At 65.1% G+C, this 26,450-nt stretch carries 25 protein-coding genes and 1 pseudogene; 16 read left to right on the plus strand and 10 right to left on the minus strand.

Annotation, left to right across the window (positions count from 1 at the left end; translation table 11 throughout):
* The first annotated feature begins 3 nt into the window (after nt 1–3).
* The 6 genes from IC761_RS26890 to IC761_RS26915 all read left to right on the plus strand — a co-directional run bounded on the left by IC761_RS26890 (nt 4) and on the right by IC761_RS26915 (nt 4,329).
* Nucleotides 4–456, plus strand: coding sequence for an ester cyclase (locus tag IC761_RS26890; protein ID WP_195799701.1), 453 nt, complete (start codon nt 4–6; stop codon nt 454–456).
* 143 nt (nt 457–599) lie between these two features.
* Nucleotides 600–1,691, plus strand: a complete 1,092-nt coding sequence (gene ada, locus IC761_RS26895; protein ID WP_195799702.1) for a bifunctional DNA-binding transcriptional regulator/O6-methylguanine-DNA methyltransferase Ada — start codon at nt 600–602, stop codon at nt 1,689–1,691.
* Nucleotides 1,692–1,840: 149 nt separating this feature from the next.
* The gene (locus tag IC761_RS26900; protein ID WP_195799703.1) at nt 1,841–2,416 is read left to right on the plus strand and encodes a methylated-DNA--[protein]-cysteine S-methyltransferase; all 576 of its coding nucleotides are present in this window, start codon (nt 1,841–1,843) and stop codon (nt 2,414–2,416) included.
* Nucleotides 2,413–2,895 (plus strand): hypothetical protein, encoded by a 483-nt coding sequence (locus tag IC761_RS26905; protein WP_195799704.1) that lies wholly within the window; start codon nt 2,413–2,415, stop codon nt 2,893–2,895. Before IC761_RS26900 ends, IC761_RS26905 begins: the two co-directional genes overlap by 4 nt.
* A 428-nt stretch (nt 2,896–3,323) precedes the next feature.
* Nucleotides 3,324–3,548 (plus strand): hypothetical protein, encoded by a 225-nt coding sequence (locus IC761_RS26910; RefSeq protein ID WP_195799705.1) that lies wholly within the window; start codon nt 3,324–3,326, stop codon nt 3,546–3,548.
* Nucleotides 3,549–3,768: 220 nt separating this feature from the next.
* Nucleotides 3,769–4,329 carry a hypothetical protein gene (locus IC761_RS26915; protein ID WP_195799706.1) on the plus strand — a complete coding sequence of 187 codons (561 nt, stop codon included), beginning with the start codon at nt 3,769–3,771 and terminating at the stop codon, nt 4,327–4,329.
* A 315-nt stretch (nt 4,330–4,644) separates the two neighbouring features.
* On the opposite strand, the gene IC761_RS26920 is transcribed toward IC761_RS26915, so the two are convergent.
* The 5 genes from IC761_RS26920 to IC761_RS26940 form a co-directional block, all read right to left on the minus strand.
* Nucleotides 4,645–5,547, minus strand: a complete 903-nt coding sequence (locus IC761_RS26920) for a GlcG/HbpS family heme-binding protein (protein WP_195799707.1) — start codon at nt 5,545–5,547, stop codon at nt 4,645–4,647.
* A 330-nt stretch (nt 5,548–5,877) separates the two neighbouring features.
* A complete protein-coding gene (locus tag IC761_RS26925; RefSeq protein ID WP_195799708.1) occupies nt 5,878–7,146 on the minus strand; it encodes a CCA tRNA nucleotidyltransferase in 1,269 nt (422 codons plus the stop codon).
* A gap of 25 nt (nt 7,147–7,171) precedes the next feature.
* Complete coding sequence (locus IC761_RS26930) at nt 7,172–7,435, minus strand: DUF6111 family protein (RefSeq protein WP_195799709.1); 264 nt, start codon at nt 7,433–7,435, stop codon at nt 7,172–7,174.
* The gene (locus tag IC761_RS26935; protein WP_195799710.1) at nt 7,432–8,103 is read right to left on the minus strand and encodes a CoA pyrophosphatase; all 672 of its coding nucleotides are present in this window, start codon (nt 8,101–8,103) and stop codon (nt 7,432–7,434) included. Before IC761_RS26935 ends, IC761_RS26930 begins: the two co-directional genes overlap by 4 nt.
* Nucleotides 8,100–8,711, minus strand: coding sequence for a DUF1285 domain-containing protein (locus tag IC761_RS26940; protein WP_195799711.1), 612 nt, complete (start codon nt 8,709–8,711; stop codon nt 8,100–8,102). Before IC761_RS26940 ends, IC761_RS26935 begins: the two co-directional genes overlap by 4 nt.
* Before the next feature lie 267 nt (nt 8,712–8,978).
* Between IC761_RS26940 and IC761_RS26945 the strand changes: the two genes are divergently transcribed.
* Genes IC761_RS26945 through IC761_RS26960 form a run of 4 tightly spaced genes read left to right on the plus strand, consistent with a single transcriptional unit; the run spans nt 8,979 to nt 15,802 of the window.
* Entirely contained in the window at nt 8,979–9,977 is a 999-nt protein-coding gene (locus IC761_RS26945) for an AAA family ATPase (RefSeq protein WP_195799712.1), read from the plus strand.
* Complete coding sequence (locus IC761_RS26950; protein ID WP_195799713.1) at nt 9,977–10,921, plus strand: DUF58 domain-containing protein; 945 nt, start codon at nt 9,977–9,979, stop codon at nt 10,919–10,921. Before IC761_RS26945 ends, IC761_RS26950 begins: the two co-directional genes overlap by 1 nt.
* Nucleotides 10,918–13,731 (plus strand): DUF4159 domain-containing protein, encoded by a 2,814-nt coding sequence (locus tag IC761_RS26955; RefSeq protein WP_195799714.1) that lies wholly within the window; start codon nt 10,918–10,920, stop codon nt 13,729–13,731. Before IC761_RS26950 ends, IC761_RS26955 begins: the two co-directional genes overlap by 4 nt.
* 7 nt (nt 13,732–13,738) lie before the next feature.
* Nucleotides 13,739–15,802, plus strand: a complete 2,064-nt coding sequence (locus IC761_RS26960) for a hypothetical protein (protein ID WP_195799715.1) — start codon at nt 13,739–13,741, stop codon at nt 15,800–15,802.
* Between the two features lie 94 nt (nt 15,803–15,896).
* Here the strand turns inward: IC761_RS26960 and IC761_RS26965 are convergent, their stop codons facing one another.
* Nucleotides 15,897–16,256 carry a hypothetical protein gene (locus IC761_RS26965; RefSeq protein ID WP_195799716.1) on the minus strand — a complete coding sequence of 120 codons (360 nt, stop codon included), beginning with the start codon at nt 16,254–16,256 and terminating at the stop codon, nt 15,897–15,899.
* Between the two features lie 485 nt (nt 16,257–16,741).
* Between IC761_RS26965 and IC761_RS26970 the strand changes: the two genes are divergently transcribed.
* From IC761_RS26970 to IC761_RS26995, 6 genes are all read left to right on the plus strand, one after another.
* Nucleotides 16,742–17,113: a DUF2946 family protein gene (locus IC761_RS26970; protein WP_195799717.1), complete on the plus strand. Its 372-nt coding sequence runs from the start codon at nt 16,742–16,744 to the stop codon at nt 17,111–17,113.
* Between the two features lie 120 nt (nt 17,114–17,233).
* Nucleotides 17,234–20,557 carry a TonB-dependent receptor domain-containing protein gene (locus IC761_RS26975; RefSeq protein WP_195799718.1) on the plus strand — a complete coding sequence of 1,108 codons (3,324 nt, stop codon included), beginning with the start codon at nt 17,234–17,236 and terminating at the stop codon, nt 20,555–20,557.
* Between the two features lie 68 nt (nt 20,558–20,625).
* Entirely contained in the window at nt 20,626–21,435 is an 810-nt protein-coding gene (gene exbB, locus IC761_RS26980) for a tonB-system energizer ExbB (protein WP_195799719.1), read from the plus strand.
* A gap of 5 nt (nt 21,436–21,440) precedes the next feature.
* A complete protein-coding gene (exbD, locus tag IC761_RS26985) occupies nt 21,441–21,875 on the plus strand; it encodes a TonB system transport protein ExbD (RefSeq protein WP_195799720.1) in 435 nt (144 codons plus the stop codon).
* On the plus strand, nt 21,872–22,597 hold the full coding sequence (locus IC761_RS26990; protein WP_195799721.1) for an energy transducer TonB family protein: 726 nt from the start codon (nt 21,872–21,874) through the stop codon (nt 22,595–22,597). Before exbD ends, IC761_RS26990 begins: the two co-directional genes overlap by 4 nt.
* 148 nt (nt 22,598–22,745) lie before the next feature.
* Nucleotides 22,746–23,159 (plus strand): nuclear transport factor 2 family protein, encoded by a 414-nt coding sequence (locus IC761_RS26995; protein WP_195799722.1) that lies wholly within the window; start codon nt 22,746–22,748, stop codon nt 23,157–23,159.
* 177 nt (nt 23,160–23,336) lie between these two features.
* On the opposite strand, the pseudogene IC761_RS27000 reads toward IC761_RS26995, so the two are convergent.
* The 4 genes and pseudogenes from IC761_RS27000 to IC761_RS27015 all read right to left on the minus strand — a co-directional run.
* A pseudogene (locus IC761_RS27000) lies at nt 23,337–23,672 on the minus strand (GNAT family N-acetyltransferase); the annotation flags it as partial.
* 98 nt (nt 23,673–23,770) lie between these two features.
* Entirely contained in the window at nt 23,771–24,286 is a 516-nt protein-coding gene (locus IC761_RS27005) for a GNAT family N-acetyltransferase (protein WP_195799723.1), read from the minus strand.
* Between the two features lie 54 nt (nt 24,287–24,340).
* Nucleotides 24,341–25,276, minus strand: a complete 936-nt coding sequence (locus IC761_RS27010; protein WP_195799724.1) for a glycosyltransferase family 2 protein — start codon at nt 25,274–25,276, stop codon at nt 24,341–24,343.
* On the minus strand, nt 25,273–26,427 hold the full coding sequence (locus IC761_RS27015) for a hypothetical protein (RefSeq protein WP_246791323.1): 1,155 nt from the start codon (nt 26,425–26,427) through the stop codon (nt 25,273–25,275). The genes IC761_RS27010 and IC761_RS27015 overlap by 4 nt, the downstream gene beginning before the upstream one ends.
* Between the last annotated feature and the right edge of the window lie 23 nt (nt 26,428–26,450).

Genomic DNA, 26,450 nt, shown 5'->3' on the forward strand with positions numbered 1-26,450 from the left:
TCGATGAGCAAGCAAGATGCGAACAAGGCCATCGTTGGTCGTTGGTTCACCGAATTCTGGGGCAAGACCGTCAATCTTGGCGTCATCGACGAGATCGCCGCGCCCGACATGCTGCTCAAATATTCGCTGCATGAGCCCCGTCGCGGCCGCGCCGATATCAAGGCGTTCATGACCGACTTCCGCGCCGCGTTTCCCGATCTCAACTTCTGGGGCACCGCGGATCTGATCGCCGAGGGCGATTACGTCGTCGGTCAATGGGAGGGCGGCGGCACCCACACCGGTCCGGCGTTCAACGACTTCCTGATCGGCGGCCTTCCGGCTGCGACGGGCCGCAAGATGCGCTTCACCGGCACCACGGTGCTCAAGGTCATCGACGGCAAGATTGTCGAGGAGATCGGTCTCGACGACGGCGTCACCGCGCTGACTCAGCTCGGCTTGCTCAAGAAAGCGGCCTGATCGGAACGCGTCCGCGCCATCGGTACATCCGATGCCGCTAAACGAGGCCCGCACATTGTGCGGGCCTCGCCTGCTTTTGGAGACCGGAGCGTGACATCGGGAATCGGGTGGCAACACCTGCGGCAATGTGGAGACTCAAGACCATGACCGCAGCGCTCCACCAGTTCCGGAAGCAGACGCCCCCAGCGGTCGCGGATGATCCGCGATGGGCCCGAATCCTTGCGCGCGACAAGGCCGCAGATGGCCAATTCTGGTATTCGGTTTCAACGACCGGGGTCTTTTGCCGGCCGTCCTGTCCTTCGCGCGCGGCGAACCCGAAGAACGTCCAGCTTCACGACAGCCTGGTGAGCGCCAGGGCGACCGGATTTCGGCCTTGCAGGCGGTGCAATCCGGACGGGCCCTCGGTCGATGCAGGGAATGCCACGCGGGTCGCCAAGGCGTGCCGCATCATCGAGGCGAGCGAGGAGGAGCCGTCGTTGGAGCAGCTGGCCGGAGCGGTCGGCCTGAGCCCCGGCTATTTTCACCGAATCTTCAAGGTTGCCACCGGGCTGACGCCGAAGAGCTACGCCGCCGAATTCCGTGCCAGGAAGGTTCGTGAAGGCCTGGCGTCCTGCAATTCCGTCACCGAGGCGATGTACGGCGCCGGCTTCAATTCGAGCGGGCGGTTCTACGAAAAGTCGACGGAAATGCTCGGCATGACGCCATCGCAATACCGCGCCGGAGGGGCGAACGAGGAGATCAGGTTCGCGGTCGGCCAAAGTTCTCTCGGTCCGATCCTCGTCGCATCGGGCAGGAAGGGCGTCGTTGCGATTCTTCTCGGGGATGACGCGGAGGATCTGGTCCGCGATCTTCAGGATCGCTTCCCCAAGGCGCGCCTGATCGGCGCTGACCACGACTATGAGGCGATGGTGGCGCGCGTGGTCGGCTTCGTGGAAGCACCGGAGATCGGTCTCGATCTGCCGCTCGACATTCGCGGCACTGCGTTCCAGCAGCGCGTCTGGCAGGCGCTTCAGGATATCCCTGTCGGCGCGACCGTCTGCTATGCCGAGCTCGCGCAGCGGATCGGGGCTCCGAACGCGGTGCGCGCCGTTGCCGGCGCTTGTGCGGCGAACAAGCTCGCGGTCGCCATTCCTTGCCACCGCGTGATCCGCAACGACGGGTCGACCTCCGGATATGCCTGGGGCGTGGAGCGCAAGCGCGCCTTGCTGGACCGGGAAACCTCGCGAGCCACCTGAACCGCACGGCCGGGCTCCATCGCCTCCAACGGCATTTGCTGCGCGTGGAAGGTCGTCGGAATTCTTCTCGATTTGAAAGCAAACAACGGAGTTTGGACAGCAGCGTGTTCACTTAGCTTCGGTCATGAGGACGAATAAGGAGCGATCTTATGAACCTGATGACATCCGAAGCCGCCTTGCGGCTCCTGCCCACGGTCGGGCCCGCCACCACGGCGACCGAAATTCTCTTCTTCGCGATTTCCGATACTGCTTTGGGCAAGGTGTTGCTCGCCCGCAGCGCCAAAGGTGTGTGCGCGATCCTGCTCGGCGACGACGCGGCCGGGCTCGAGGCTGATCTCGCGGCCCGCTTCCCCGGGGCTACCCTGGTCGCGAACGAGGTCGTCGTCCGCGACGAACTGGCGAAGGTCGTCCGCTACGCGGAGAAGCCCTCCGAAGGCCTCGATCTGACGCTGGATATGCGCGGCACCCCGCTTCAGCACCGCATCTGGGGGCAGATCCGCGCGATCCCCGTCGGCAAGACGATGAGCTACCTGCATCTGGCCCGGCTGATCAACAATGTCTATCCGCGGGTCGCCACCCGCGCGGTGGCGAAGGCTTGCGCCGCCAATCCGATCGCGCTTGCCGTTCCCTGCCACCGCGTCATCCGCAGCGATGGCGAGCTCGCGGGCTACCGCTGGGGCATCGCGCGCAAGCGCGACCTGCTGCGGAAGGAGACCGAGGCATGAAACTCGTCAGACTGGATGGCGACAGAATCGGTCTCTTCGTGCTGCTGCCGAAGGGACCCCATGCGATCGATATCGCGAACAGTCTCGGCGTCTTTCCGCACGATCCGCTGTCGAACGGCCTTCTCAACGGTGCGCTGAAAACGGGTCACGACTGGTCGGTCATCGTCAAGCATTGGGGTCATCTGCGCTGGCCGCTGAAGAAGCTACGAGACATCGCCCTCGCGAATCCCGACATGCCACGCCTCGTCTTGCAGCCTCTTGTCGACGCCACGGGCACGGCGAGCGCGGCCAATCCGATCAGCGCCATCGAGGTGACGGATACCGAGAGCATCGAACAGCACGATCCGACCGGCTGGCATGCCATGCAACGGCAGTTCGCACCGGCACCGCGACACGAATCCGTGCGGCAAGCTGCACCGGACGAGACCGTTCGGGTGATCGACTTCCCATCGATCGAACAGCGGCGGCCTCTTTCGTAAGCGGGTGCGCCTTCCCCAGCGCTCCTCCCGCAAGCGCAGAACCATCGCATCTGCTGTGCATGCTGCGGCGGCATCGGCACTGCGCTCCCTCTCCCGCTTGCGGGGGAGGGTTGGGGTGGGGGTGTCTCCGCATCGAGATTCTTGAGGATGACGGAGGACGTCTCTGCGTGGTGAGAGCCCTCACCCGCCGCGCTCTGCGAGCGCGTCGGCCTCTCCCGCAAGCGGGAGAGGCGGAGCACGCCCGCGAACAATCCTCGTGAAATCCAAATGCGATTGCCCCAGATGCGATTCCCCTACCGCAAGAGCCGGCACTCCGCTTCTTCGCTTCAAATTCCGGACGAGTCCGATTTGGAAGCAGGATCCGGAGTGGCAATCGGCGGCGGTGGATCCAGGCTCCCTATCCTGATCAGCAAGGGAGCCGAGCAACGATGTCGTTCAGTCATTTCAATGCGCTTGCGGCCGCCCGCGGCGACGGCCTGGATCCGAAGCTGCGCGCGCTGCTCGAGCGGGCTGCCGTGTCACCGCATTCCGAGGTGATGGTCCGGTCCGACGGAATGCTCCAGGCGGGGCCAAATCCGGGATCGGGGGAGGTGGAGAGAGTGCCGGCGGTTGTGGTCGAGCTTCAGCAACTCCTGACGCCTCGGACGAGATGAGGGCGCTCAGTGCCGCCCCGTCATTGCGCTCAATTCTGTCTCCGGATTGGGGGCAAGCGGCAACGTCGGCCAGCGTTGCTTGCGCCGTGCGGCAGCCATGTCCGTGGCGGTCATCGGCAGAAATCGTTTCAACCTTCGGTAGCCACGCTCGGAAACCTCGGCTAGCATTTGGCGCCGCGTAAGCATTGGGACGGAAGGTCCGTCCTTGAAAGGACACGTCATGAGACTGTCGTCAAAGTTTGTCGCGCCCTCAGCCTTCGCTGTCGTCTCAACTGTTTTGCTGTGCGACCCGGCAACGTCGCAAATCACAGCAGGCTCCCCCGCCCCGCTTCCTTCCATCACGGTCGAAGCGCCGAAGCAGGCGGTGAAGCCGAAACCGGTGATCAGCACCGAAACATCGCAGCGGACATCGTCAACCCGTCAGACGCGATCGGCAACCGTCCAACCGTCCACCACGCGAACGCCTTCGCCGGCGCCAGGTTCGCCCCTGGGGAGGATTGCCGCGCTGGAGAAAGTCGCCAGCAGTTGCAACGGCGGCTGTGCATCAAGCTTCCCCAGCGGCAAGGATCCCTGGGTTGGATGTAGCGAGTCGGGCGGCGGCCTGAACTATGGACCTTTCTCGCCAACGTGCCGAGACACCATCACCCACAAGAACTACGAGGAGTGCGTCGAGACCAAGGTGTTCCTGGGCGAGAATCGAAACAGAGCCCACTGGTTTTGCAGCAGCCTGGCCGCCGGCAATCGGTTTAAAGTCGCCGAGCTCAAGCGACCGAAGCGGTAGTGCTAGATCGTAGGATGGGTTGAGCTCTTGCGAAACCCATCAAACCTCGTCCTCCAATCGGATCGAACCGACAAGAATTACCAGATACTGCGTCCGCTCATCAGGGCGATGGGTTTCGCAGGAGCTGGAGATTACGGTGACAGTGCACTCAATTGGTGTCCGCCAGGCGTTGACCGAAGCCGCATAGCCCGCAGCACGGCGATGGCAAACGGATTTAGTGCACTGTCACCGTAATCCCGCGTATCGCCCCCTGTCCATCAGGAAGCCGCGCAGGAGCGCTCGGAGACGCAAACCTGCCTCTCCGAGCGAACAGCGTCATCTCACGGCCGGGAGGCCCGCAACGGCGGCAGACGTTGGATTGTTCAGACACTTCGGATGGCCGAAGCCACCGGCGCTCTGACCGACGCCGCCCTGGCCGTTGGGAACCTGTCCGGTCCCGCCGGTACCGTCCGCGTTGGCCGTGATATCAAAGACGATATTGTCCGGGTGGGTCGCATCGGCAACGCCCTGGACGCCCTGCAGCTCATCAAATCCCAGCGCATGGCGAGCGCGCCAGGCGACCATATGGTCGGTGCAGGATGTATCGCCGCTCACACCGATGCCTCCCACCCTCTGTCCACCTTTGTAAAGTGCAAGCCCGCCGCCGAATACATTCACGCCGCCGATGCGCTTGCCAACCATCGGATCGGCGTTGGTGCCGAACGCCTGGCTGTTGGCGGGGGCCGAATTGAAATTCGCCTGAGTGAAGCCTCCAAAGCTCGGTTGATTGCCATAAGCCACGCCGGTATCGACCGGATTGCTGTGTTGTAGACCGTAGAGGCTGCCGCCAGGTTGAACTGCCGAGAACAGATTTGCCGTCGACAGCGCGAGGCCGGCCGGGAATGCACTGCCCGCAGGAGTGCTATTGTGGCCAAGGCTGAAATCGTTTGCCGTGTTGGCTTTCTGCGCGGAAATCACCCGGCTGCCGAGCCATTGTGACGTGAACTGGCTGCCGGAGAACGCGACCGCGCAAACCGTCCCATCGCGGTCGACAATCGTCCCCCACATGTGGAAGCCAAGTCCGCCATTGGGGCCCGTGGATGGCGTGATAGATCCAACCAGAGCCGATCGAAGCTGCGATAGATTGGGCAGAGACCCGCAGTCCGCCATGGCTGGGCTGGCGAGCACGCTAACAAGGGCGCTGACTGAATACGAAAACAGGCGTGGCCGAATATTCATTGGCTGCTCCTCTACTGATGAATCGGCGTTTTCTAAAAAAGATGCGTGTGGCCCCCTCATCAGTTTTCGTCTGAGAGATTGCTCGCGGGTTCACACCGCGTCAGCGATTTTACTGGGTCAATGCGTCTTACGTGTCACGCAACTGTAATCTCTCGAGCCGTGCGAACGACTGCTCGGCGAGATGTCGGCTGATCGAGCTTATCGAAGGCGTCGAATCGGAGAACTTGCTCAAACGTGCTAAATTAAGGTGACAGTGCTGGACTGCACCCCTGAAGTGAGACACGACAATTACGGTGACAGTTTAGTGCACTGTCACCGTAATTCCGTAATTCAATTTTTCTGATCGCGGGCGACGCGTGCCGCAGCTTGATCGGCGATGGAAGCGAGTGCGGCTTGGTCCAGTGGAAAATCCGCCGCAAGCCAAGCGTCCTCGGCCAATGTCAAGACATGTCCGAGCGCAGGCCCCTCGGCCATGCCGCGCGCGATGAAGTCGGCGGCCTTCAGCGGGAATTTCGGCGCGGTCCAGCTTTGCGGTAATTCCGCGAGCTCGCGCCAGCGCGACGAGGTCATGTCGCCGCCGGCCCGCGCCCAGGCCAGCAGCACGCGATCGTGATAGCGATCAGTGCCGAGACGATACAGCAGCCGGCGTGCATTGGCCTCGTCCTTGGTGGGGAAGCGCCACCAGCGATGGCCCATCGAATCCAGCGCCTTGGCTTCGGCATTGGAGAGCCTCAAGCGGGTCGCGACGCGCTTGGCGTCTTCGGTCACGGCCACCGTCAGCGCAGCCAGCCGGCGCGTGGGACTTGCCGGCAGATCGAGCGCGCGCTCGATCGCGATCATCGCGGTCAGCGGCCCGGCGTAGGCGACACCGCCGATCAGCAGTTGCAGCAATCCGGCATCGACCATCGCAAGCACTGCCACGGATGCGCCGCCCGCCACCAGCAATTTCAGCATCTCCATGCGCACGCGTTCGGCCGACAGCGTCGCAAGGCCGGCACGGCCGCGAATGCAGGCGAGATAGCCGTCGCGATCGGGATCGCCGGCGCCGAACGCGGCGTGGATGCGGAAGAAGCGCAGGATGCGCAAATAATCTTCGGCGATGCGCTGGTCGGGATCGCCGATGAAGCGCACGCGGCGCGCTTTGGCATCCGCGATGCCGCCGACGTAATCGTACACGACACCCGCTGCATCGACCGACAGGCCGTTCATCGTAAAATCGCGCCGCTCGGCGTCCTTCACCCAGTCGCGGCCGAACACGACCCTGGCCTTGCGGCCGAAGGTTTCGGTGTCCTCGCGCAGCGTCGTGACCTCGTAGGGCTCGCCGTCGATGACGAGCGTGATGGTGCCGTGGTCGATGCCGGTCGGCACGCTCTTGATACCCGCTGCCTTGGCGCGCCGTATCACCTCCTCGGGCAAGGCCGTGGTCGCGATATCCATGTCACCCGGCGGCAGATCGAGCAGCGCGTTGCGGACCGTGCCGCCGACCACGCGCGCCTCCTCGCCGTCAGCATTGAGCAGCTGCAGGACGCGCGCGGCCCCGCCCGAAATCAGCCAGGGCGCATCGGCAAGGACCGGCTCAAGGATCGGCTCCGCGCTCATCGTCCGGCCCTTATCATCTTTCCATTCAGCTTTCCCTGCCCGGCACGAGCTTGCCGTTCTCGATATGGGCGGGAATGTAGGTCGAGTTCGGCGCGGCGCCGGAGAAATGCGCGAGCCCAATCAGCCCGCCGATGACCAGCACGAGCGCCACAAGGATCAGGCGCGCGACGATGGTGATCGGCCAGGACGATTGCACGAACAGGCCGGACCGGGTGGCGGCCAGAAACAGCGCATAGACGGCAAAGGGGATGAGGAAGATTCCGATCTCGGTCAGAACCGGCCGGATCACGACGAATAAATCCGCTCATACAGCACACGCAGCATTCCGGCCGTCGCACCCCAGATGTAGCGCTCCGCAAACGGCATCGCGTAATAGGACCGCTCCATGCCGCGGAATTCCTTGCTGTGCATCTGGTGGTTCGCCGGATTCATCAGGAAGGATAGCGGCACTTCGAATGCGTCATCAACCTCGGAATGGTTGATCGTCAGTTGAAAACCCGGCCTGACCTTCGCGACCGTCGGCAGGATGCGGAAGCCGAAGCCGGTGCCGTAGAGATCGAGATAGCCGATCGGCTCGACGAAGTCGCGCGACAGCCCGACCTCCTCCTCGGCCTCGCGCAGCGCCGCATCGAGCGGCGAGGCGTCGGTCGCGTCGATCTTGCCGCCAGGAAAGGCGATCTGGCCGGCATGGTCGTTGAGATGCGCCGAGCGCTGCGTCAGCAGGATGGTCGGCTCGGGACGGTCGACCACTGCAATCAGCACCGCTGCGGGGCGCACCGGCTGCTCGCGCGCGATGATCTCGAGCATCCGGTCGGTGCCGGGATCGCCCGAGGCCGGAATGATGTTGGGGTCATAGAGGCCGGGCGGCACGTCGAAGCCGAGCTTCGCGCGTGTGCGGGCGAAGAAATCCGCCGCTCCGACCGCGACGGGCTCGTTCCTCAGAATGGGCTTGTTCAAAGCGCGGCCCTCACCTGCTCCGCGTCGGCCATGGCGAAGAATTCGCCGGCCGACTCGACGCCGAACATCGGCTGGCCATCGACCATCCGCTCCTCGCCCATGTCAACCAGATCGTAATAGAGCGCGCGGGTGACCTTGGCCCAGAGATCTGCACGGACATGCAGATAGGGTGTCAGCCCGCCATCCGCCGCCTGCGCGAAGCGCAGCCGGTGCGCGGCGTCGCAGGCGACCCAGTCGTCGACATTGGTGCGGAAGCGCAGCACGCGATGGTTGTCCTCGCTGTCCTCTCGCATCTCGACCGCCATGAAGGGCGCGTCGTCGACGCGGATGCCGACCTTCTCCACGGGCGTGACGAGAAAATGCTTATCGCCTTCGCGCTTCAGGATGGTCGAGAACAGGCGCACCAGCGGCGCGCGCCCGATTGGCGTGCCCATGTAGTACCATGTACCATCCGAAGCGATTCGAATGTCGAGATCGCCGCAAAACGGCGGATTCCACAGATGCACCGGAGGCAGGCCCTTTTTGGCGCCTTCGGCACTGGCAGCACTTTTGGCGGCGGCAGTCAGCCCCTCAAGACCGTGATCGGTACTCTGCCCTTGGTTCGCCATGGTTTGCCCTGACTTTGTCATTTGGCACGATGCTATTTGGCACGATTGGTGCAGGTCTAAATTGTACTTTGGCGAGCGGTTCCATCCCCGGATTAGTCCGGTGTGGAGTTCGCCACTTCGTGATGCCCTACATACCCTTAAGCCGATAAGGTGGGGATAGCTTAATTCAACGAATACATGGCGTTCCTGCAAGCCTAGCATAGGGCCCATGGGGTGAGTTGAGGTGACGACGCAAGAAAGCCGCGTGCAGGCTGAAGGAGCTAACGGATGGCGGAAAGTGTCGAGAAGCTCGAAGACGGCATCGTCCGTTCGGCCGAGCAGGTATCGGGTCAGGTACGCGCGGCGAAGGAGGCGATCGCCTCCGTGATCTTCGGCCAGGACCGCGTGATCGAGAACACGCTGGTCACAATCCTCTCCGGCGGCCATGCGCTCTTGATCGGCGTGCCCGGCCTCGCCAAGACCAAGCTGGTCGAGACGCTCGGCGTCACGCTCGGTCTCGATGCCAAGCGCATCCAGTTCACACCCGATCTGATGCCGTCGGACATTCTCGGCGCCGAAGTGCTCGACGAGAGCACCGCGGGAAAACGCGCCTTCCGCTTCATCTCCGGCCCGGTGTTCGCGCAGCTGTTGATGGCCGACGAGATCAACCGCGCCAGCCCGCGCACGCAATCGGCGCTGTTGCAGGCGATGCAGGAGCAGCACATCACCGTCGCCGGCGCGCGCCACGATCTGCCGAAGCCGTTCCATGTGCTCGCGACGCAAAACCCGCTGGAGCAGGAAGGCACCTATCCGCTGCCCGAGGCGCAGCTCGACCGCTTCCTGATGGAGATCGACGTCGACTATCCCGATCGCGATGCCGAGCGCCGCATCCTGTTCGAGACCACCGGCGCCGACGAGACGCTGGCGAAGGGCTCGATGACCGCGGATGCGCTGATCACGGCGCAGCGGCTGGTGCGCCGCCTGCCGGTCGGTGACTCCGTCGTCGAAGCGATCCTGTCGCTGGTGCGCTCGGCCCGTCCGGGTCCTGACAGCGGCGAGGCCGGCAAGTTCATCGCCTGGGGCCCCGGCCCGCGCGCCAGCCAATCCCTGATGCTCGCGGTGCGCGCCCGCGCGCTGATCGACGGACGTCTCGCGCCGTCGGTCGACGACGTGCTCGACCTCGCCGAGCCGATCCTGAAGCACCGCATGGCGCTGACCTTCCAGGCGCGCGCCGAGGGCCGCACGATTCCGGACGTGATCCGGCAATTGAAGACACGGATCGGTTGATGGCCGCAGACACCGGGCACACGGCGAAGGAGATCATCGCGATCCGACGTGCCGATGGCGAAAGCCGTACGCTCGCCGCTTCGCTGCCGCGCCTGGTGCTCGAGGCCCGCCGCATCGCCGCCAACGTCATCCACGGCCTGCACGGCCGCCGACGCGCCGGCTCCGGCGAAAATTTCTGGCAATACCGGCGCTTCGTCTCGGGCGAGCCGGCGCAGAACGTCGACTGGCGGCGCTCGGCGCGCGACGACCATCTCTATGTCCGCGAGCTCGAATGGGAAGCCTCGCACACGGTCTGGATCTGGCCCGACCGCTCGCCGTCGATGGCCTTCGCATCGAAGACCGCGCGCGAGTCCAAACTGGAGCGCACGCTGATCGTCGCCTTTGCACTGGCCGAGCTCTTGGTCGCGGGCGGCGAGCGCGTCGGCATTCCCGGCCTGATGGCGCCGACCACAAGCCGCAGCATCATCGACAAGATGGCGCAGGCGATGCTGCACGACGATGCCGACCGGCTGAGCCTGCCGCCGTCCTTCGTCCCGGCGGCGCTCGCCGAGACGATCGTGCTGTCGGATTTCTGGTCGCCGATTGAAGAGATAAAGGCGACGCTCGCAGGGCTGTCCGGCTCCGGCGCGCATGGCACGCTGGTGCAGATCGTCGATCCCGCCGAAGAGAGCTTCCCTTATTCCGGCCGCGTCGAGTTCGTCGAGCCCGAGGGTTTTGGCGTGATCACCGCCGGCCGCGCCGAAAGCTGGGCGCAGGATTACACCGCGCGGCTCGCGCTGCACCGCGACCAGATCCGCGCTGAGACCAACAAGCTCGACTGGCTGTTCACGACGCATGCGACCGACCGCTCGGCGGCCGAATTGCTGCTGTTCCTCCATGCCGGCATGCAGGTGAGCAAGTCGGGCGCCCGCACCACGGCGATCAAGGTGGGGCCGGCCGCATGATGGGATTGCCGCTCGCCTTCACCGAACCGCTGCTCCTGATCGGGCTCGTCAGCCTCCCGGTGCTGTGGTGGCTCTTGCGCGTGATGCCGCCGCGGCCGCGCCGCATCGAGTTTCCGCCGACACGGCTGTTGTTCGACATCGCGCCGAGGGAAGAGACGCCGTCGCGGACGCCGTGGTGGCTGACCGCGCTGCGCCTGCTGGCTGCGGCGCTCGTCATCTTCGCCGCCGCCGGCCCGATCTGGAATCCGCAGACCGGCCTCGCCTCCAGCAAGGTACCGTTGATGATCATGCTCGACGACGGCTGGAGCGCGGCCTCGAACTGGGACACCAGGATCAGGGCCGCCGACGAGCTGATCGCCAACGCCGACAACGACCGCCGCGCGATCGCGCTGGTGCCGCTGTCCGAGCCGAACCGCGACATCACGCTGATGCCGGCGGGCGCGGCGCGCGTCGCGCTGCGCCAGCTCTCGCCAAAACCCTATTCGATCGACCGCGTCGATACGCTCACCGCGATCGACCGTTTCCTGAAGACGACCGGCGATTGCGAGATCGCCTGGCTGTCGGATGGCGTCGACACCGGCCGCGGCGAAGAGTTCGTGCAGGGCCTCGGCAAGACCATCGGCGATCGCAGCCTGACCTTGTTCGAAGGCGGCACCTCCTCCCCGATGGCGCTGGTCGCCGCCGAGAACGCCGCCGCCAAGATGACGGTGAAGGTGCTGCGCGCCGACAGCGGCATCGCGACGGGAATCGTTCGGGCGCTGGACCAGAAGGCCTCGCCGATCGGCGAGGCGCGCTTCACGTTCGGACCGCAGGACAAGGAGACCGAGGCGGCGTTCGACCTGCCGGTCGAGCTGCGCAACGACATCTCCCGGCTCGAAATCTCCGGTGAGCGTTCGGCCGGCGCGGTGCAGTTGCTCGACAAGCGCTGGCGCCGCCGCGCCATCGGCATCGTCTCGGGCGCGAGCAGCGAGACCGCGCAGCCGCTGCTGGCGCCGACCTTCTACCTCACCCGCGCGCTATCGCCGTTCGCCGACGTGCGGCTCGCCGACAAGGGCTCGCCGCAGCAGGGCATCACGCAATTTCTGGACCAGAAGCTGCCGATGATCATCCTGGCCGATGTCGGCACCGTCGCCCCCGAGTTGCGCGAGCGTCTCAACGCCTGGATCGACCAGGGCGGCGTGCTGGTGCGGTTCGCAGGGCCCCGGCTGGCGCAGGCCGAGGACGATCTCGTGCCGGTCAAGCTGCGCAAGGGCGGCCGTACGCTCGGCGGCAGCCTGACCTGGGAGAAGCCGCAACACCTCGCCTCCTTCACCGCGGACGGCCCGTTCGCCGGCGTCGTGGTCCCCAAGGACGTCACCGTGAACCGGCAGGTGCTGGCCGAGCCCGACGCCGTGCTCGCCACCAAGAGCTGGGCCTCGCTCGAAGACGGCACGCCTCTCGTGACCGGCGAGCATCGCGGCAAGGGGCTGGTCAGCCTGTTCCATGTCAGCGCGGACATGCGCTGGTCCGATCTGCCGATGTCGGGCACCTTCGTCGAAATGCTCAGGCGAGTGGTCGACATGTCCGGCTACACGTCCAAACCCGGCGCCGGTGTCGCCGCTGAGGCGAGCGCCGAGACGCTGGCGCCGCTGCACATGCTCGACGGCTTCGGTGCCTTTGGCCCGCCGCCTTCCACCGCCAAGCCGCTGACGGCTGATTATCGTGACCGCGCCACGCCGGACCATCCGCCCGGCTTCTACGGTCCGGCAGAAGGACCGCTCGCCGTGAACACGCTCGCTAGCGCCGACCGCATCGCCCCGCTCGACACCTCGGGCCTGCGCGCCCGGCACGCCACCTACACCAACGCCGAGCCGCGCGACTTGCGCGGATGGCTCTTGTCGACATCGCTCGCGCTGTTCCTGATCGACGCCATCATCGTCGCGCTGCTCGGCGGCGGTCTCGCCGCACTGCTGCGCCGCCGCGCCGCGCCCGCCATGATCCTGCTCGGGCTGGTGCTCGCGGGCGCGCTGGCGCTTGCGCCGACGCCGTCTCGCGCCGACAGCGCCGCAGACGATTTCGCGATGAAGTCGACGTCGCAGACCCGTCTCGCCTATGTCGTCACCGGCAATGCCGACGTCGATTCCATCGTCAAGGCCGGCATGTCCGGCCTGACGCTGTTCCTGGCGCAGCGCACCGCGCTCGAGGCCGGCGACCCCGTCGGGGTCGATCCCGCGCGCGACGAGCTCGCCTTCTTCCCGCTGATCTACTGGCCGATCGTGCCGGGCCAGCCGAAGCCGCCGCAGGACGCCATCAACAAGATCGACGCCTATATGAAGCAGGGCGGCACCGTGATCTTCGACACCCGCGACGCGGTCGAGGCACCGCCCGGCGAGAACGGCGCCTCGCAGACGCCGGCCATGCAGTCGTTGCGCGAAATCCTGTCCTCGCTCGACGTGCCTGAGCTCGAACCGGTGCCGCGCGAGCACGTGCTGACGAAAACCTTCTATCTGCTGCGCGACTTCCCTGGCCGCTTCAATTCGGGCCAGACCTGGGTCGAGACCCTGCCGCGCGACGACGACGACGAGAGCGCGCAGAAGCCCGCGCGCGGCGGCGACGGCGTCTCGCCGATCATCATCACCTCGAACGACCTCGCCGGTGCCTGGGCGATCCGTCCCGACGGCCAGCCAATGCTGCCGCTGACGCCGGGCGAGCCGCGCCAGCGGGAATTCGCCTACCGCGCCGGCGTCAACATCGTGATGTACACGCTGACCGGCAATTACAAGGCCGACCAGGTGCACGCACCGGCGCTCATAGAGCGTCTCGGCCAATAGGATCGACATGAATTACGGCATCGCCTTCACGCCGCTGGTTCCCGCGATCGTCCTGTGGATCGCGCTCGCCGCGATCGTGGTCATCGCGATCGTGCTGCTGCTTGCGCGGGCGCGCGGTGCAGCCGTGCGCGTGGCGGCGCTGGCGCTGTTCCTGCTGGCGCTCGCCAATCCGTCCTTCACGCGTGAAGACCGCGATCCACTGACTTCGATCGCCGCTGTTGTCGTCGACAAGAGCCCGAGCCAGAATTTCGGCAACCGCAATCGCGAGGCCGCGCAAGCCCAGGAAGCGCTGGTCGACAGCCTGAAGAAGATCAAGGGCCTGGAGGTCCGCGTCGTCGACGCCGGACAGGCCGACGGCGAAACCGACGGCACTCGCTTGTTCGGCGCGCTCGCCTCCGCGCTGTCGGACGTGCCGGTCGATCGCGTCGCCGGCGCGTTCCTGATCACCGACGGCCGCGTTCACGACATCCCGGCCAACGCCGCCGGACTCGGCTTCCAGGCGCCGGTGCAGGCGCTGATCACCGGGCAGAAGGACGAGCGCGACCGCCGCATCGCGATCACGGCGGCGCCGCGCTTCGGCATCGTCGGCCAGAACCAGACAATCACCTACCGGCTCGACGACCAGGGCGTCAGCAACGAGCGCGCCAGGGTCACGGTCCGCCGCGACGGCGAGGTCATCAACGAGCGCACGCTCGGAAGCGGCCAGACCGCGAGCGTCGATGTCGAGATCAAGCATGCCGGTCCCAACATCGTCGAGATCGAGGCATCGCCGCTCGAAAAGGAGCTGACGCCGGTGAACAACCGCGCGGTCGTCGCCATCGACGGCGTGCGCGACAAGCTGCGGGTGCTGCTGGTTTCCGGCGAGCCGCATTCCGGCGAGCGCACCTGGCGCAATCTGCTCAAGTCCGACGCCAGCGTCGACCTCGTGCACTTCACCATTCTGCGCCCACCGGAGAAGCAGGACGGCACGCCGATCAACGAATTGTCGCTGATCGCGTTTCCGACCCGCGAATTGTTCCAGCAGAAGATCAACGAATTCCAGCTGATCATCTTCGACCGCTACGCCCGCCAGGGCGTGCTGCCGATCGCCTATTTCGACAACATCGCGCGCTACGTCCGCTCCGGCGGCGCCGTGCTGGTCTCGGCCGGCCCCGACTACGCCTCCAACACCAGCATCTGGCGAACGCCGCTGGATTCGGTGCTGCCGGCCGAACCCATCGGCGTGACCGAAAAACCGTTCTATGCGCACCTCTCAGACATCGGCAAACGCCATCCGGTGACGCGCGGGCTGGAGGGCTCGGCCTCCGAGCCGCCGCATTGGAGCCGCTTCTTCCGCACCGTCGACACCCGCAATCCCGTCAACCCGCCGGTGATGACGGGTGTGGACGGCAAGCCGCTGTTGTTCCTGTCGCGCTTCGGAGAGGGCCGCGTCGCGCTGCTGCTGTCCGACCATATCTGGCTGTGGGCGCGCGGCTTCGAGGGCGGCGGTCCGCATCTCGATCTGTTGCGGCGGATGTCGCACTGGCTGATGAAGCAGCCGGACCTCGACGAAGAGGCGCTGCGCCTCCAGGTGCAGGGCAAGGACCTGGTGGTGGTGCGGCAGACCATGGCGGACACCGTGCAGCCGGTGAGCGTGACCTCGCCGTCCGGCGTGTCGCGCGACCTGACGCTCAGCCCCGGCGATCCCGGCGAGTGGCGTGCGAGCCTGCCGGCGAGCGAGCTCGGCCTGTGGCAGGCGACCGACGGCACGCTGAAGGCGCTGATCAATGTCGGCCCGACCAATCCGAAGGAGTTTTCGGAAGTCACCTCCACCACCGAGACGTTGAAGCCGCTGACGCAGGCGACCGGCGGCAACGCCGTGCGCGTGGTCGATGGCACGAGCGTCGAGCTGCCGCGCATCGTGCCGGTGCGATCGACCAGCGTGTTTTCCGGCGATGGCTGGATGGGGGTCAGGATGCGCGACGCCAGCGTGGTGAAGGGCGTCGGCGTGCTGCCGATCTTCGCCGGCCTGATCGGGCTGTTGCTGCTGCTCGGCGCGTTCGCAGCGACCTGGGTCCGCGAAGGGCGCTGATCGCTTATTGTTTGAGCATGATCTTTTCGGAAAACCGCTGCGCACTTTGCGCCAACGCGGCCCGTCGGGTCCGGATCATGCTCTAGCCGAGCTCTCATCGACCATAGTAGCTCCGCGAGAGCATGTAGCCGCCTCCGTGCCGCACATACACTTCGTGCAGACAACCTGTCGGGGTGCAAAACCGGTTCGGCCCGTCGCAGGAAAGTCGATCGTAGTGGAGGTGCATTTCCGCCGAATTGTAGAAAAAGGTCGCAAAGTACTGATGGGGATGGGCGGCCCCGTTGCACCGCCCGACGACGATCTTCTGCACGTTCGCCGGAAGCATTGCGAGATAATCAGGATTCCTCGAGGAGCCGGCCCCGAAGCTCCAGGCGGGCGCGCCCGCGACAAAGATGCCGGCTATCGCGATCGCGCCCCGTGAACAACCTGCTTTGCGCAGTCGAAGTGCGCGCATGGTTCGCGCTCCTCAAGAACCGGCACGGTCCTGAAGTGCTCCAGCTTGACGACATCGCTTGAGACGGTGTAGCTGAATGTAATGTTATAACATTACGTATCCGGAGTGTCCATGCCCAAGCCCCAGATCGCTGAGGACCCCCGCCTCCCCGCCGATCGCGAGACGACACCTTGCGAAGCTTTGACTGCGGGCGTCGTCGTTCTCGGAATCGACTTCAGGTGGAGGCGCCGTGAGCGAATTTATGATTCCGACAAGGTCTGGTCAGGCGAACACACGATCCTGGACTACACCGAAATCTAAGGCCGCTATGTCGACCACGAAGGGTGAGGCCATTGCAAACGCACGGCGTACGTCGCGAGTGCCGACGCAACAGTTCCGTTACCGATTGGCCACAACACGAAACATTCGATTTTTCCAGGCTGCCGCACCCAATTGACCGGGCGAGACCATCGGATAGGATTATCATGAGGGACAGTATCTAGCAGATGCGCTGGTTTCGAAAACATATCGGGCAAGGTTCGTGGCTCGCACTCGTTGCGCTGGCCATCAACTTCACGTTCGCCTTCGGTCACGTCCATCTCGTGGACGGGCGGGAGTCCGGGCACCCGTTGCTGCTGGCTCTCGGGGCGGGCGACAGCCACCAGAGCCAGAACCATCCCGCAAACCATCCCGACGACGATCTTTGCCCGATCTGCATGGCCGTCGCTGCCATGGGCAACGCGCTGGCCTCGGCACCTCCGGCGACGCCGCCGATCGAGCTGGCCGAAGCAAGGATCGATCGCGCGGTCGATCAATTGCTCTCGGCACCGCGCTCCCCGCGCGCCAGCTTTCAATCGCGTGCGCCTCCGATCTCCTGACAGCAAAGCTTCGATCCACAGCTAGCGCCGCGTACTAGGGCGCGCCGCGGGCCACGGAGCGAAGCTCCTTTCGCCCGCGCGCCGTCGCCTTGCGGAAAACGTCTTGTCAGGACTTCTCAAATGAACAGCCCCCCGTCGTTGCGTGCGTTTCGCATCCTGCTCATGTCGGCGTCGTCGCTGACGCTCGCGGCGCTCTGGAGCGCCGGCGCGATGGCGCAGAGCAACAACGCATCGCCCGGCACGGCCACGCCGCAGCCGACCGCTTCTCCGGCCGCGCCGCCTTCGCCGACGCCGCAAGCGACGGAGACACCCGCCCCGGCGCAGCCCGCAGGACAAGCACCGCAGCAGGAGGCGGCTCCCGCGGCACAACCGGGCACAACCGTGCTGCCGGAAACCCGCGTGGCCGCGCCGATCGAACGGCGGCAGCCGCGCACGCCACCGCCCCCGAGGCAGGCCACGACCAATCCGCCCGCGACCGTGCCGACGCAGGCGCAGGTCGAGGCCGCAGCCAATCGTCAGGTCGTCCAGCAGACCCAGAATTTCGACCAGCGACGTGACAACGTCATCCTGCCGAAGACCGGCACGACGAACTACCAACTCAACCAGAGGGACCTCGAGACCCTCCCGCAGGGAAGCGCGGCCCAGCTCAGCGACATCGTGCTGCAATTTCCGGGCGTCTATCAGGATTCGACGAGCTCGGGCGATTTTCACATCCGCAACGAGCACGCCAACGTCCAGTACCGGATCAACGGAATCCTGCTGCCAGATGGCGTTTCCGGGTTCTCGCAGCTTCTCGAGACCTCCTTCATCAGCAACATACAGTTGCTCACCGGCGCGCTGCCGGCGCAATACGGCTTGCACACGGCGGGCGTGCTCGACATCACCTCCAAGAGCGGAGCCGCGCTGGCCGGCGGCAGCGTCAGCATCTATGGCGGCAGCCGCCAGACCATCACGCCCAGCTTCGAATATGGCGGGGTCGCGGGAAACACCGACTATTACGTCGCCGGCCGCTATCTCAGCACCGGCCTCGGTCTTGAGAATCCCCTACCGTCCCTCAACGCCATCCACGATCATTCCGAGCAGGGCCGATTCTTCGCCTATACGTCGACAGCGCTTGATCCGATGACGCGGGTCGTCACCATTTCGGGCTTCGGCCTGACCCGCTACCAGATTCCCAACAATCCCGGGCAGCCCGGCAACGCGGCCGGCTTTTGCGGCGGGCCGTTCGACCCCGCGAACCCCTGCCTCAACCCGGATGGCAGCCCGAACCCGACCGCTCCGGCCTATACGGCCTTCGGCAAGGGCGGATTCGATTCGGCGACCCTCAACGAAAACCAATATGAGAAGAACGCCTACAACGTCATTGCCTGGCAGAAATCCGAAGGCAATTTCGATGCGCAGCTCTCCTATTATTCGCGCTACAGCGATCTTCACTTCGTTCCGGATCCGGTAGGCGATCTCTTCATCAACAACGTCGCATCGGATGTTTACCGCAGCTCGTTCCTCAACGGCGTGTCCGGCGATTTCTCGTACCGTCTGAACGAGGCGCACACGGTCCGCGCCGGTTTTTACACCCACGGCGAGCAGACCAGCATCGCAACCACGAGCACCGTTCAGCCGCTCGACCCGAACGATCCAAACGGCCTGACCGCGATCGACTCGCCGTTCAACATCATCGACAAGAGCAAACTGTTCGGCTGGCAGCTCGGCGCCTATGCCCAGGACGAGTGGCGGCTCACCCGGGAGCTCACGCTCAATTACGGTCTGCGGTTCGATCAGATCTATCAATACACCGACGCCAACCAGTTCAGCCCACGCGCCAGCCTGACGTACAAGCCATGGTGGTCGACAGTCCTGCATGCTGGCTACATGCGCACGTTCCAGCCGCCGCCCCAGGTGCTTGGTCGAACGACTCCGACCGATATCTTCAACGGCACGACTGCGGCTGTTCCGACCGTTACGCCCGATCAGGCTGCCGTGCTGCCCGGCCAGGTGGCCGGCCAGCCTCTTCAGAATATCGGCGCGATCCAACCCGAGCGGGCCGATGTGTACGACGCCGGTTTCACGCAGCAGCTGCTGCCGCAATGTCCGACGAGCGCGGGCGCGATGCCGACCAAGGCGCCCGTCGCAGCCGCGAATTGTCCGAGCCTGGAGCTCGGCGGCAGCATCTATTACAAGAAGGCCAGGGACCTGCTTGACGACGGGCAGTTCGGCCAAGCCTACGCGCTCACTGCGTTCAACTACGATAGAGCGGAAAATTACGGCGCCGAGCTGAAACTCAGGTTCAGGTGGGGCGGCCTCTCCGCCGACACCAGTTGGGCGTGGGGGGTCCAGCACGCACACACTGTCGTATCAAACCAGACGCTGTTTAGTCCGGACGACCTCGTCTACATCCAGAGCCATTGGATCCACACCGACCACGATCAGACCTACACGGGTTCGGGACGGGTCGCCTACCGGTGGTTTGACACCAACAGCTGGTTGGATGGCACGACTGTGAGCGCGACCTTCATCTACGGCAGCGGCCTGCGGACGGATCCGGCCGATGGCTCGACCTGCCCCAACTGCGCCCACCTGCCGTCCTATTGGCAGGTCAACACCGGCGCGTCGCACGAATTTGCCAATGGCTGGAACGGACTGCCGGTGACTGTCCGGTTCGACGTCGTTAACGTCGCCGACACCATCTACCAGATCCGCAACGGCAGCGGTATCGGCGTGTTTGCCCCGCAATACGGACCCCGGCGCGGATATTATTTCGGCATCTCGCAAAAGATCGGCGGACCGGAAAAGACTCCCGGCGTGTTGGGCGTCTTCTACACCAAGGCTCAAGCCCCGATTGCTTATCATTGGGAGGGCGCCTATGCCGGCGCCAACTTCGGAAGCGCACTGAGCGCGGGCGAGCATGTGCTCACGCCGATCGGCTGGGGTACCACAAATCCCGCCGGCGCGCAGGGTGGTTTGCAGTTCGGTTACAATCACCTGGTTGCGCCGAACTGGCTCGTCGGCCTCGAGGCCGAACTCGACTGGACCTCGGCGCAGGGCAAAGCCAATTTCGTCGATCCCGCCGGAACGACCGCACTGTCGCTGACCAGCGATCACAACTGGTATGACACTTTGAGCGGGCGGGTCGGTTATGTGATGGGACCGCTGATGCTGTATGCAAAGGGCGGCGCCGCCTGGATGAATGCGGATTACCGTATGGACGTGAATAGCGGGCTTGACGGCTCGACCTCGGCCAGCACAACGAGGACCGGCTGGATCGCCGGCGGCGGCGTGGAATATATGCTGGGCTCTCGCTGGTCGGCCAAGCTGGAGTATAATCATCTCGACTTCGGCAGCAAAACCTTGGGGCTGGCGAACCCGTTCGGCAACAGCGTGACCGTCGAGACCGCGGTCGACCAGGTCAAAGCCGGCGTGAACTATCACCTTGAAGGGCTACTTTGACGGCTTTTTGCCGGACATGTGAGGGGCGGGGAACGATTGGGGGGCCGATCGAGACAAGAAAGAATGATATGAACACTTGCGGAAACAAGCGCGGGCGAGGCCTTTCCCGACCCGTCCTCGGTGCCTTCAGCCTGCTGGCCACGGCTGCGCTGCTTGCGCAGCCTGCGCAGGCGCAGGCCCCAAATCCCCTGCTGCCACACAATCTGTCGCCATGGGGAATGTTCCTCAATGCTGACATCGTGGTGAAGGGGGTACTGATCGGGCTTGCCTTCGCCTCGCTCGTGACGTGGACGGTCTGGCTTGCCAAGACCGTCGAGCTGCGCCTCGCCAGGAACCATGCGCGGCGCCGGATCGACATGCTGGAGCAAGGCGGCAGTCTGCGTGACGCGGTGAACGAGTGCGCCAACGACCGCGACGCCATCGCGCAGCTGGTCCTCTCGACCGCGCGCGAGGCGGAACTGTCCGGCGGCATCGTCGATGATGGATTCAAGGAGCGCGTCGCGTTGCGGCTTGAGCGTGTGGAGGCGGCGGTGACGCGGCAGATCTCGCGCGGCGTCGGCATCCTCGCCACCATCGGAGCCACCGCGCCGTTCGTCGGGCTGTTCGGCACGGTGTGGGGCATCATGAACTCCTTCATCGGCATTTCCGAATCCCACACCACCAATCTCGCGGTGGTGGCGCCCGGCATCGCCGAGGCGCTGCTGGCTACCGCGCTTGGCCTCGTCGCCGCGATTCCTGCGGTCGTGATCTACAATCACCTCGCCCGCGTGATCGCGGGTTATCGCGCCTTGCTGGGCGACGCCTCGGCGCAATTGCTGCTCCTGATCAGCCGCGGACAGCGCGGCCGGACCATGTCGCTGCCACACGCGGCGGAGTGACGGCCATGGCGATTCGTCTCGGCTCACGCTCCGGCGGCGACGATCTCGAAATCCAGCACGAGATCAACGTCACGCCCTTCATCGACGTCATCCTGGTGCTGCTGATCATCTTCATGGTGGCGGCGCCGCTCGCGACCGTCGACATCGGCGTCAACCTGCCGGCGAGCACGGCCCCGGAACAGCCCCGACCCGACAAGCCGGTTTTCGTCACCATCAAGTCGGACCAGACCGTTGCAGTCGGCGACACCGTCATCGATCACCTGGCGCTTCCGGGAGCGCTCGATGCGGCGACCAACAGTCACAGGGATGAAACGATTTTCATCCGAGCCGACAAGGCGCTGAGCTATGGCGAGTTGATGGAGGTCATGAACATCATGCGTGACGCCGGCTATCTGAAGCTGGCTTTGGTCGGGCTGGAAACTCCGGCAACGAAACCATGAACGCGCACACCCTGCATCTGCCCGAGCGGTCGGGCTTCTCGCGCTGGAGCATTGCCGGCCTGACGATCCTGTTCGCGCATGCGGCACTGGTGGCTGGTGTTGCGCTCTGGTATGCCCACCGGCCGCCGGCCGAGCCCAACATCATCCCCGCCATCACCGTGTCCCTGGCTCCGGTCGAGGCGAGCTCGCCCGAGATCCAGGACCAGGACATCGCTGTCGGGCCGGCCATGCAGCAGGCGGAGGAGGTGCCGAAGGAGCCGCCCAAGCAGGAGAAACCTGTCGAACAGGTGGAACAGCCGCCACCGCCGCAGCAGCAGGCCGAGGTCACCTTGCCGCAGGAAGCGCCCAAGCAGGTCGAAGAGCCGAAGCCTGAGCCGGAGCCGCCCGCGCCGGAAACCCGCGCGCCGCCGAAAACCGAACACATCGGACAATTCAGTCAGGCCAGCGCCAACGCCTATAACGCGCTGGTGTTCGGCCACCTGCAACGGTTCAAGCGCTATCCCGCCGCCGCGCGCGGCGCCGCCGGCACGGTGACCGTGCGGTTTGAACTGAATCGTGCCGGCGACGTCATCGACAGCGAGGTGGCAAAGTCTTCCGGCAATGCGGTGCTCGACCACGAGGCGCTCGACCTCCTCCAGCGCGCCAGCCCGTTCCCGGCATTTCCGGCCGCCAAGCCGGGGGCGCGAGACAGTTACCTCGCGCCCGTGAGTTTCGCCCGCTAAGGCTGCTCTACTGAGGCTGTCACCGACAGTCGCGCGGGCGTCGAAAAGCAAACGCCATACGTCAAGAACTGAAACGATGATTTTCTACTATTTCCGTTTCGCCAGCCGAGCCGCCAACACATCATTGCTCCACAGACAGGAGCTTCCAATGACCCAGCAGGCCAGCAAGACCAGCCCCCCGCTATCGGTGGGCGCCGATGTGAGCGGGATCGAGACACTGCTCGTCCGCAATCTTCCTGAGGTCTTCGGCGAAGGCGATCCGGAGCGCCGACGGCGCGCCATCCGGGACCTCTACGCCGAGGACTGCGTGCTGTATGTCCCGCCCGGCACGTTCGTCGGTCACGACGCGCTGGACAAGTTCGCCGGCGACCTTCGCGCAACGCATCCGCATTTCGTCTACACGCCGCTCGGCGCGCCTCAGGCGCTGCACAATTCAGGACGTTTGGCCTGGGGATCGGGGCCGAAAGGCGAGACGCCTGCCTACACTGGTGTCGATTTCGTCATCGTGCGCGACGGCAAGATCGCGGCGCTTTACGTCTATCTCGACCAGCCGCCGACATGACGCACAAGCAGGAAGCACGTCGGTTACCTCGTCGCGCGCGAGCCGTTTCTCAAATCGCCACTGGTCCACGGGAAAAGGACCGTTCGAGGTCTCCGATAACATGACGAAGGTGCCGGCCAGGCGCCAACCGCTCTTTTCGTAGAACCGCGCCGCCCGCGTGTTGCCGATCGCGCATGCGAGCCACGCCGTCTCCACGCCGCGCGCGGCGAGCCGCGCCTCCGCGTCGGCGATCAGCGCCGGAGCGACACCCGTGCCGTGCGCCTCGAGCGACACGAAGAGCTGGTACAGCTCGTCACCCCTGAGGACACATAGGCCGAGCGGTGCGCCGACTGGCCCGATGGCATAGACATCGGGACGCGCGGCCGCGAGCCGATCGCGAAAACTGGCAAGCGTGCGGAGGCGGATCAGCTCAGGCGGCGCAAAGCGCGCATGCGAATCATGCCAGACGTCGTGCCACAGTCGTGCGAGACGATCGATCTCATCGGCGCCAGCGGACCTTACTTGCATCTGCATCACTCCCTCAGTCCGCCGAAGTCGCGCATCTCCCAGTTCCGAAACAGTTGCAATACCAGTTGCTCGCGCGCTATCTGGACACCTGGGTTTGATATCAGCTACCCCCGCGCCTTGCTCCAGTCGGGGCCGACCACACCGGAGACGCCCTCGAAGGCGCCGTCGACGAGCTCGAACACGAGGACGCGGGCGGCATCGACCGGGCCCGGCATGGTGATGCGGCCCTTGGGCACGGACTTGAAGCCGACCCGGCTGTAATAGGGCTCGTCACCGACCAGCAGCACGATGGCGTGGCCCTTTTCTTTCGCGTCCTTGAGTGCACGCTCCATCAGCAGGCGGCCGACGCCGCGGCCGCGGAACGGCGGCTCGACGGTCAGCGGCCCGAGCATCAGTGCCGGCGTGTCGCCGATCAGGATCGGCATCTGCCTGACGGAGCCGACCAGCAGCGTGCCGATGCGGGCGGTAAAGGAGATGTCGAGCAGATGGTCGACGTGCTCGCGGATGCGATAGGCGCTGAGCACGAAGCGGCCGGGGCCGAAGGTGCGCTCGTGCAGCCGTTCGATCGCCTGGGCGTCGCCGGCAGCTTCGGGAGAAATGGTGAATGAGAGATCGTTCATCTTGCCTGGCGAATTAGCATCTGGACGTCGAGACGTCCATGGGAGCGCCGCGCGTCAGTTCCTTTTCAGCGCCGGCTGCGACAGGTAGGCCAGCATCTTCATCTCGCGCCGGCCTCGCGTGACCGTGTCGAGCACGAGTCCGGACGAGACCGACAGCAGGGCCACGATCATCAATCCCATCGACAGCACGGCGGTCGGCAGCCGCGGCACCAGGCCAGTCTCGATGAAGGTGACGATGATGGGGATCGCGAGGATGATCGCGGCCAACGCCAGCAGAATTCCGATCACGGTGAAGAAGCGCAGCGGCCGCTCCGAACGATACAGCTTCAGCATGGTGCCGAGAATGCGGAAACCGTCGCGCCAGGTGTTGAGCTTGGAGAACGAGCCTTCGGGGCGTGCGTAATAGGGCGTCTCGACCTCGGCGACCGGCAGCGACAGCTCCAGCGCGTAGACCGCGAGCTCGGTCTCGATCTCGAAGCCATCGGAGAGCACGGGGAAGGATTTGACGAAGCGACGTGAGAACACGCGGTAGCCGGACAGGATGTCCTTGAAGGCATGGCCGAAGGTGGATGACAGGAAACCGGTCAGCATGCGGTTGCCGGTGCGGTGACCGAGCCGGTAGGCGGCCTCGGCCCGATCGATGCGAAGGCCGACCACCATGTCGAGATGCTCGTCGACGAGCTTGTCGATCATGCGCGGTGCGCTCGGCGCGTCGTAGGTCGCATCGCCATCGACCAGCACGTAGACGTCGGCCTCGACGTCGGCGAACATCCGGCGCACCACGTGGCCCTTGCCCTGCCGGCGTTCGCTGCGCACGATGGCGCCGGCGTCGCGCGCCACCGCAGCGGTGCGGTCGCGCGAATTGTTGTCGTAGACGTAGATCTCGGCCGACGGCAGCGCCTTGCGGAAATCGGCAATCACGGTCGCAACCGCCGCTTCCTCGTTGTAGCAGGGCACCAGCACCGCGATGCGAAGTGGCGTGGACGTCATCGCGACAACACTCCGAGGCTTGTCTGCTCGCGCCGGATTGGCGCGGCCTGCCGTGCATCTTGTTGCTGCTGCATCAGACAGGCGAACGATACGCTCCACAGCGACAGCATCGCGATCGGCACCACGTAATAGGGCGTGAAGACGGGGTGGCTCAGGAAGAAGACGAGATTGACGGCGAGGTTGGCGGCGACGACGAGCGCAACCTGCCGCACGCTGCCCTCGCCGGCCCGCAGCAGCCATGCGGTTGAGCCGATCGCTAGCAGCATCAGCACGAACTGCATGTCGCGCAGATAGTGGCCGAGCACGGCGAGGTCGAAGGCCGGCGCGACCACGTCGGCGCTGCCATAGGTTGTGGCGAGCGGGCTGCCGGCATTGATGGCCTGGGCGATCAGGGTCGGGGCCATGCCGATGAGCACACCAGCGCCGAAGCCGAGACCCTGCAAGAAGGTGGCGAGCTTGCGCGACCACACGAAGGGAATGCCGAGGAAGAGGAAGTAGCCGGCCGCGAGCAGCGCGTTCGGCAATCTGAAATTGACGGAGGCGCCGAGCAGGAGACCGATCAGCGCGATCAGCCAGACGCTGCGTTTCTCCCTGCTCAGCCACAACGCGGTCAGGAATCCCGCGACAGCGCACAGCGCCATGGTCGGCGCGACCGAATAGCTCGCCTTGGCGGGATTGATCATGAGGTAAACGGACAACCCGCCGAACACACCGGCACCGAGCGTCGACGGGAGCGTGCGCGCCATGAAAATCCCGAGCAGCGCAAGGCCGCACACGATCAGGCTCGCAGCCACATAGAGCGGCACCACCTGATGGCCTTCCGGGAACAGCGCCAGCAGGAATCCGGTGCCCGGCGGATATTGTGTCACGACCTTGCCGCTTGGCATCGGGTTGTGACAGGGCCATTGTAGCGGGTCCTTCCACGCGGCGTAGCCGATCTCCTTCATCTTGCCTTCGAAATAGCGATCGTCGTCCCTGACGGCATCGGTGTTCAGCCCGTCGGCGCCGAAGCGCTGGAACAGATGCGCCTGCCGGAGATAGCAGATGTCGTCATAGACCCCGCGCGCCTCACTCCAGCGCGACATCGTCACGATGTTGCTGGCGAGGATCGCGAGGCAGATCAGGCCGAAGGCAAGCTTTGCGAGTTTCATCCGGTTTCCGTGGCGGCCGTTCG

The sequence above is a fragment of the Bradyrhizobium commune genome (assembly GCF_015624505.1).
Taxonomy (GTDB): domain Bacteria; phylum Pseudomonadota; class Alphaproteobacteria; order Rhizobiales; family Xanthobacteraceae; genus Bradyrhizobium; species Bradyrhizobium commune.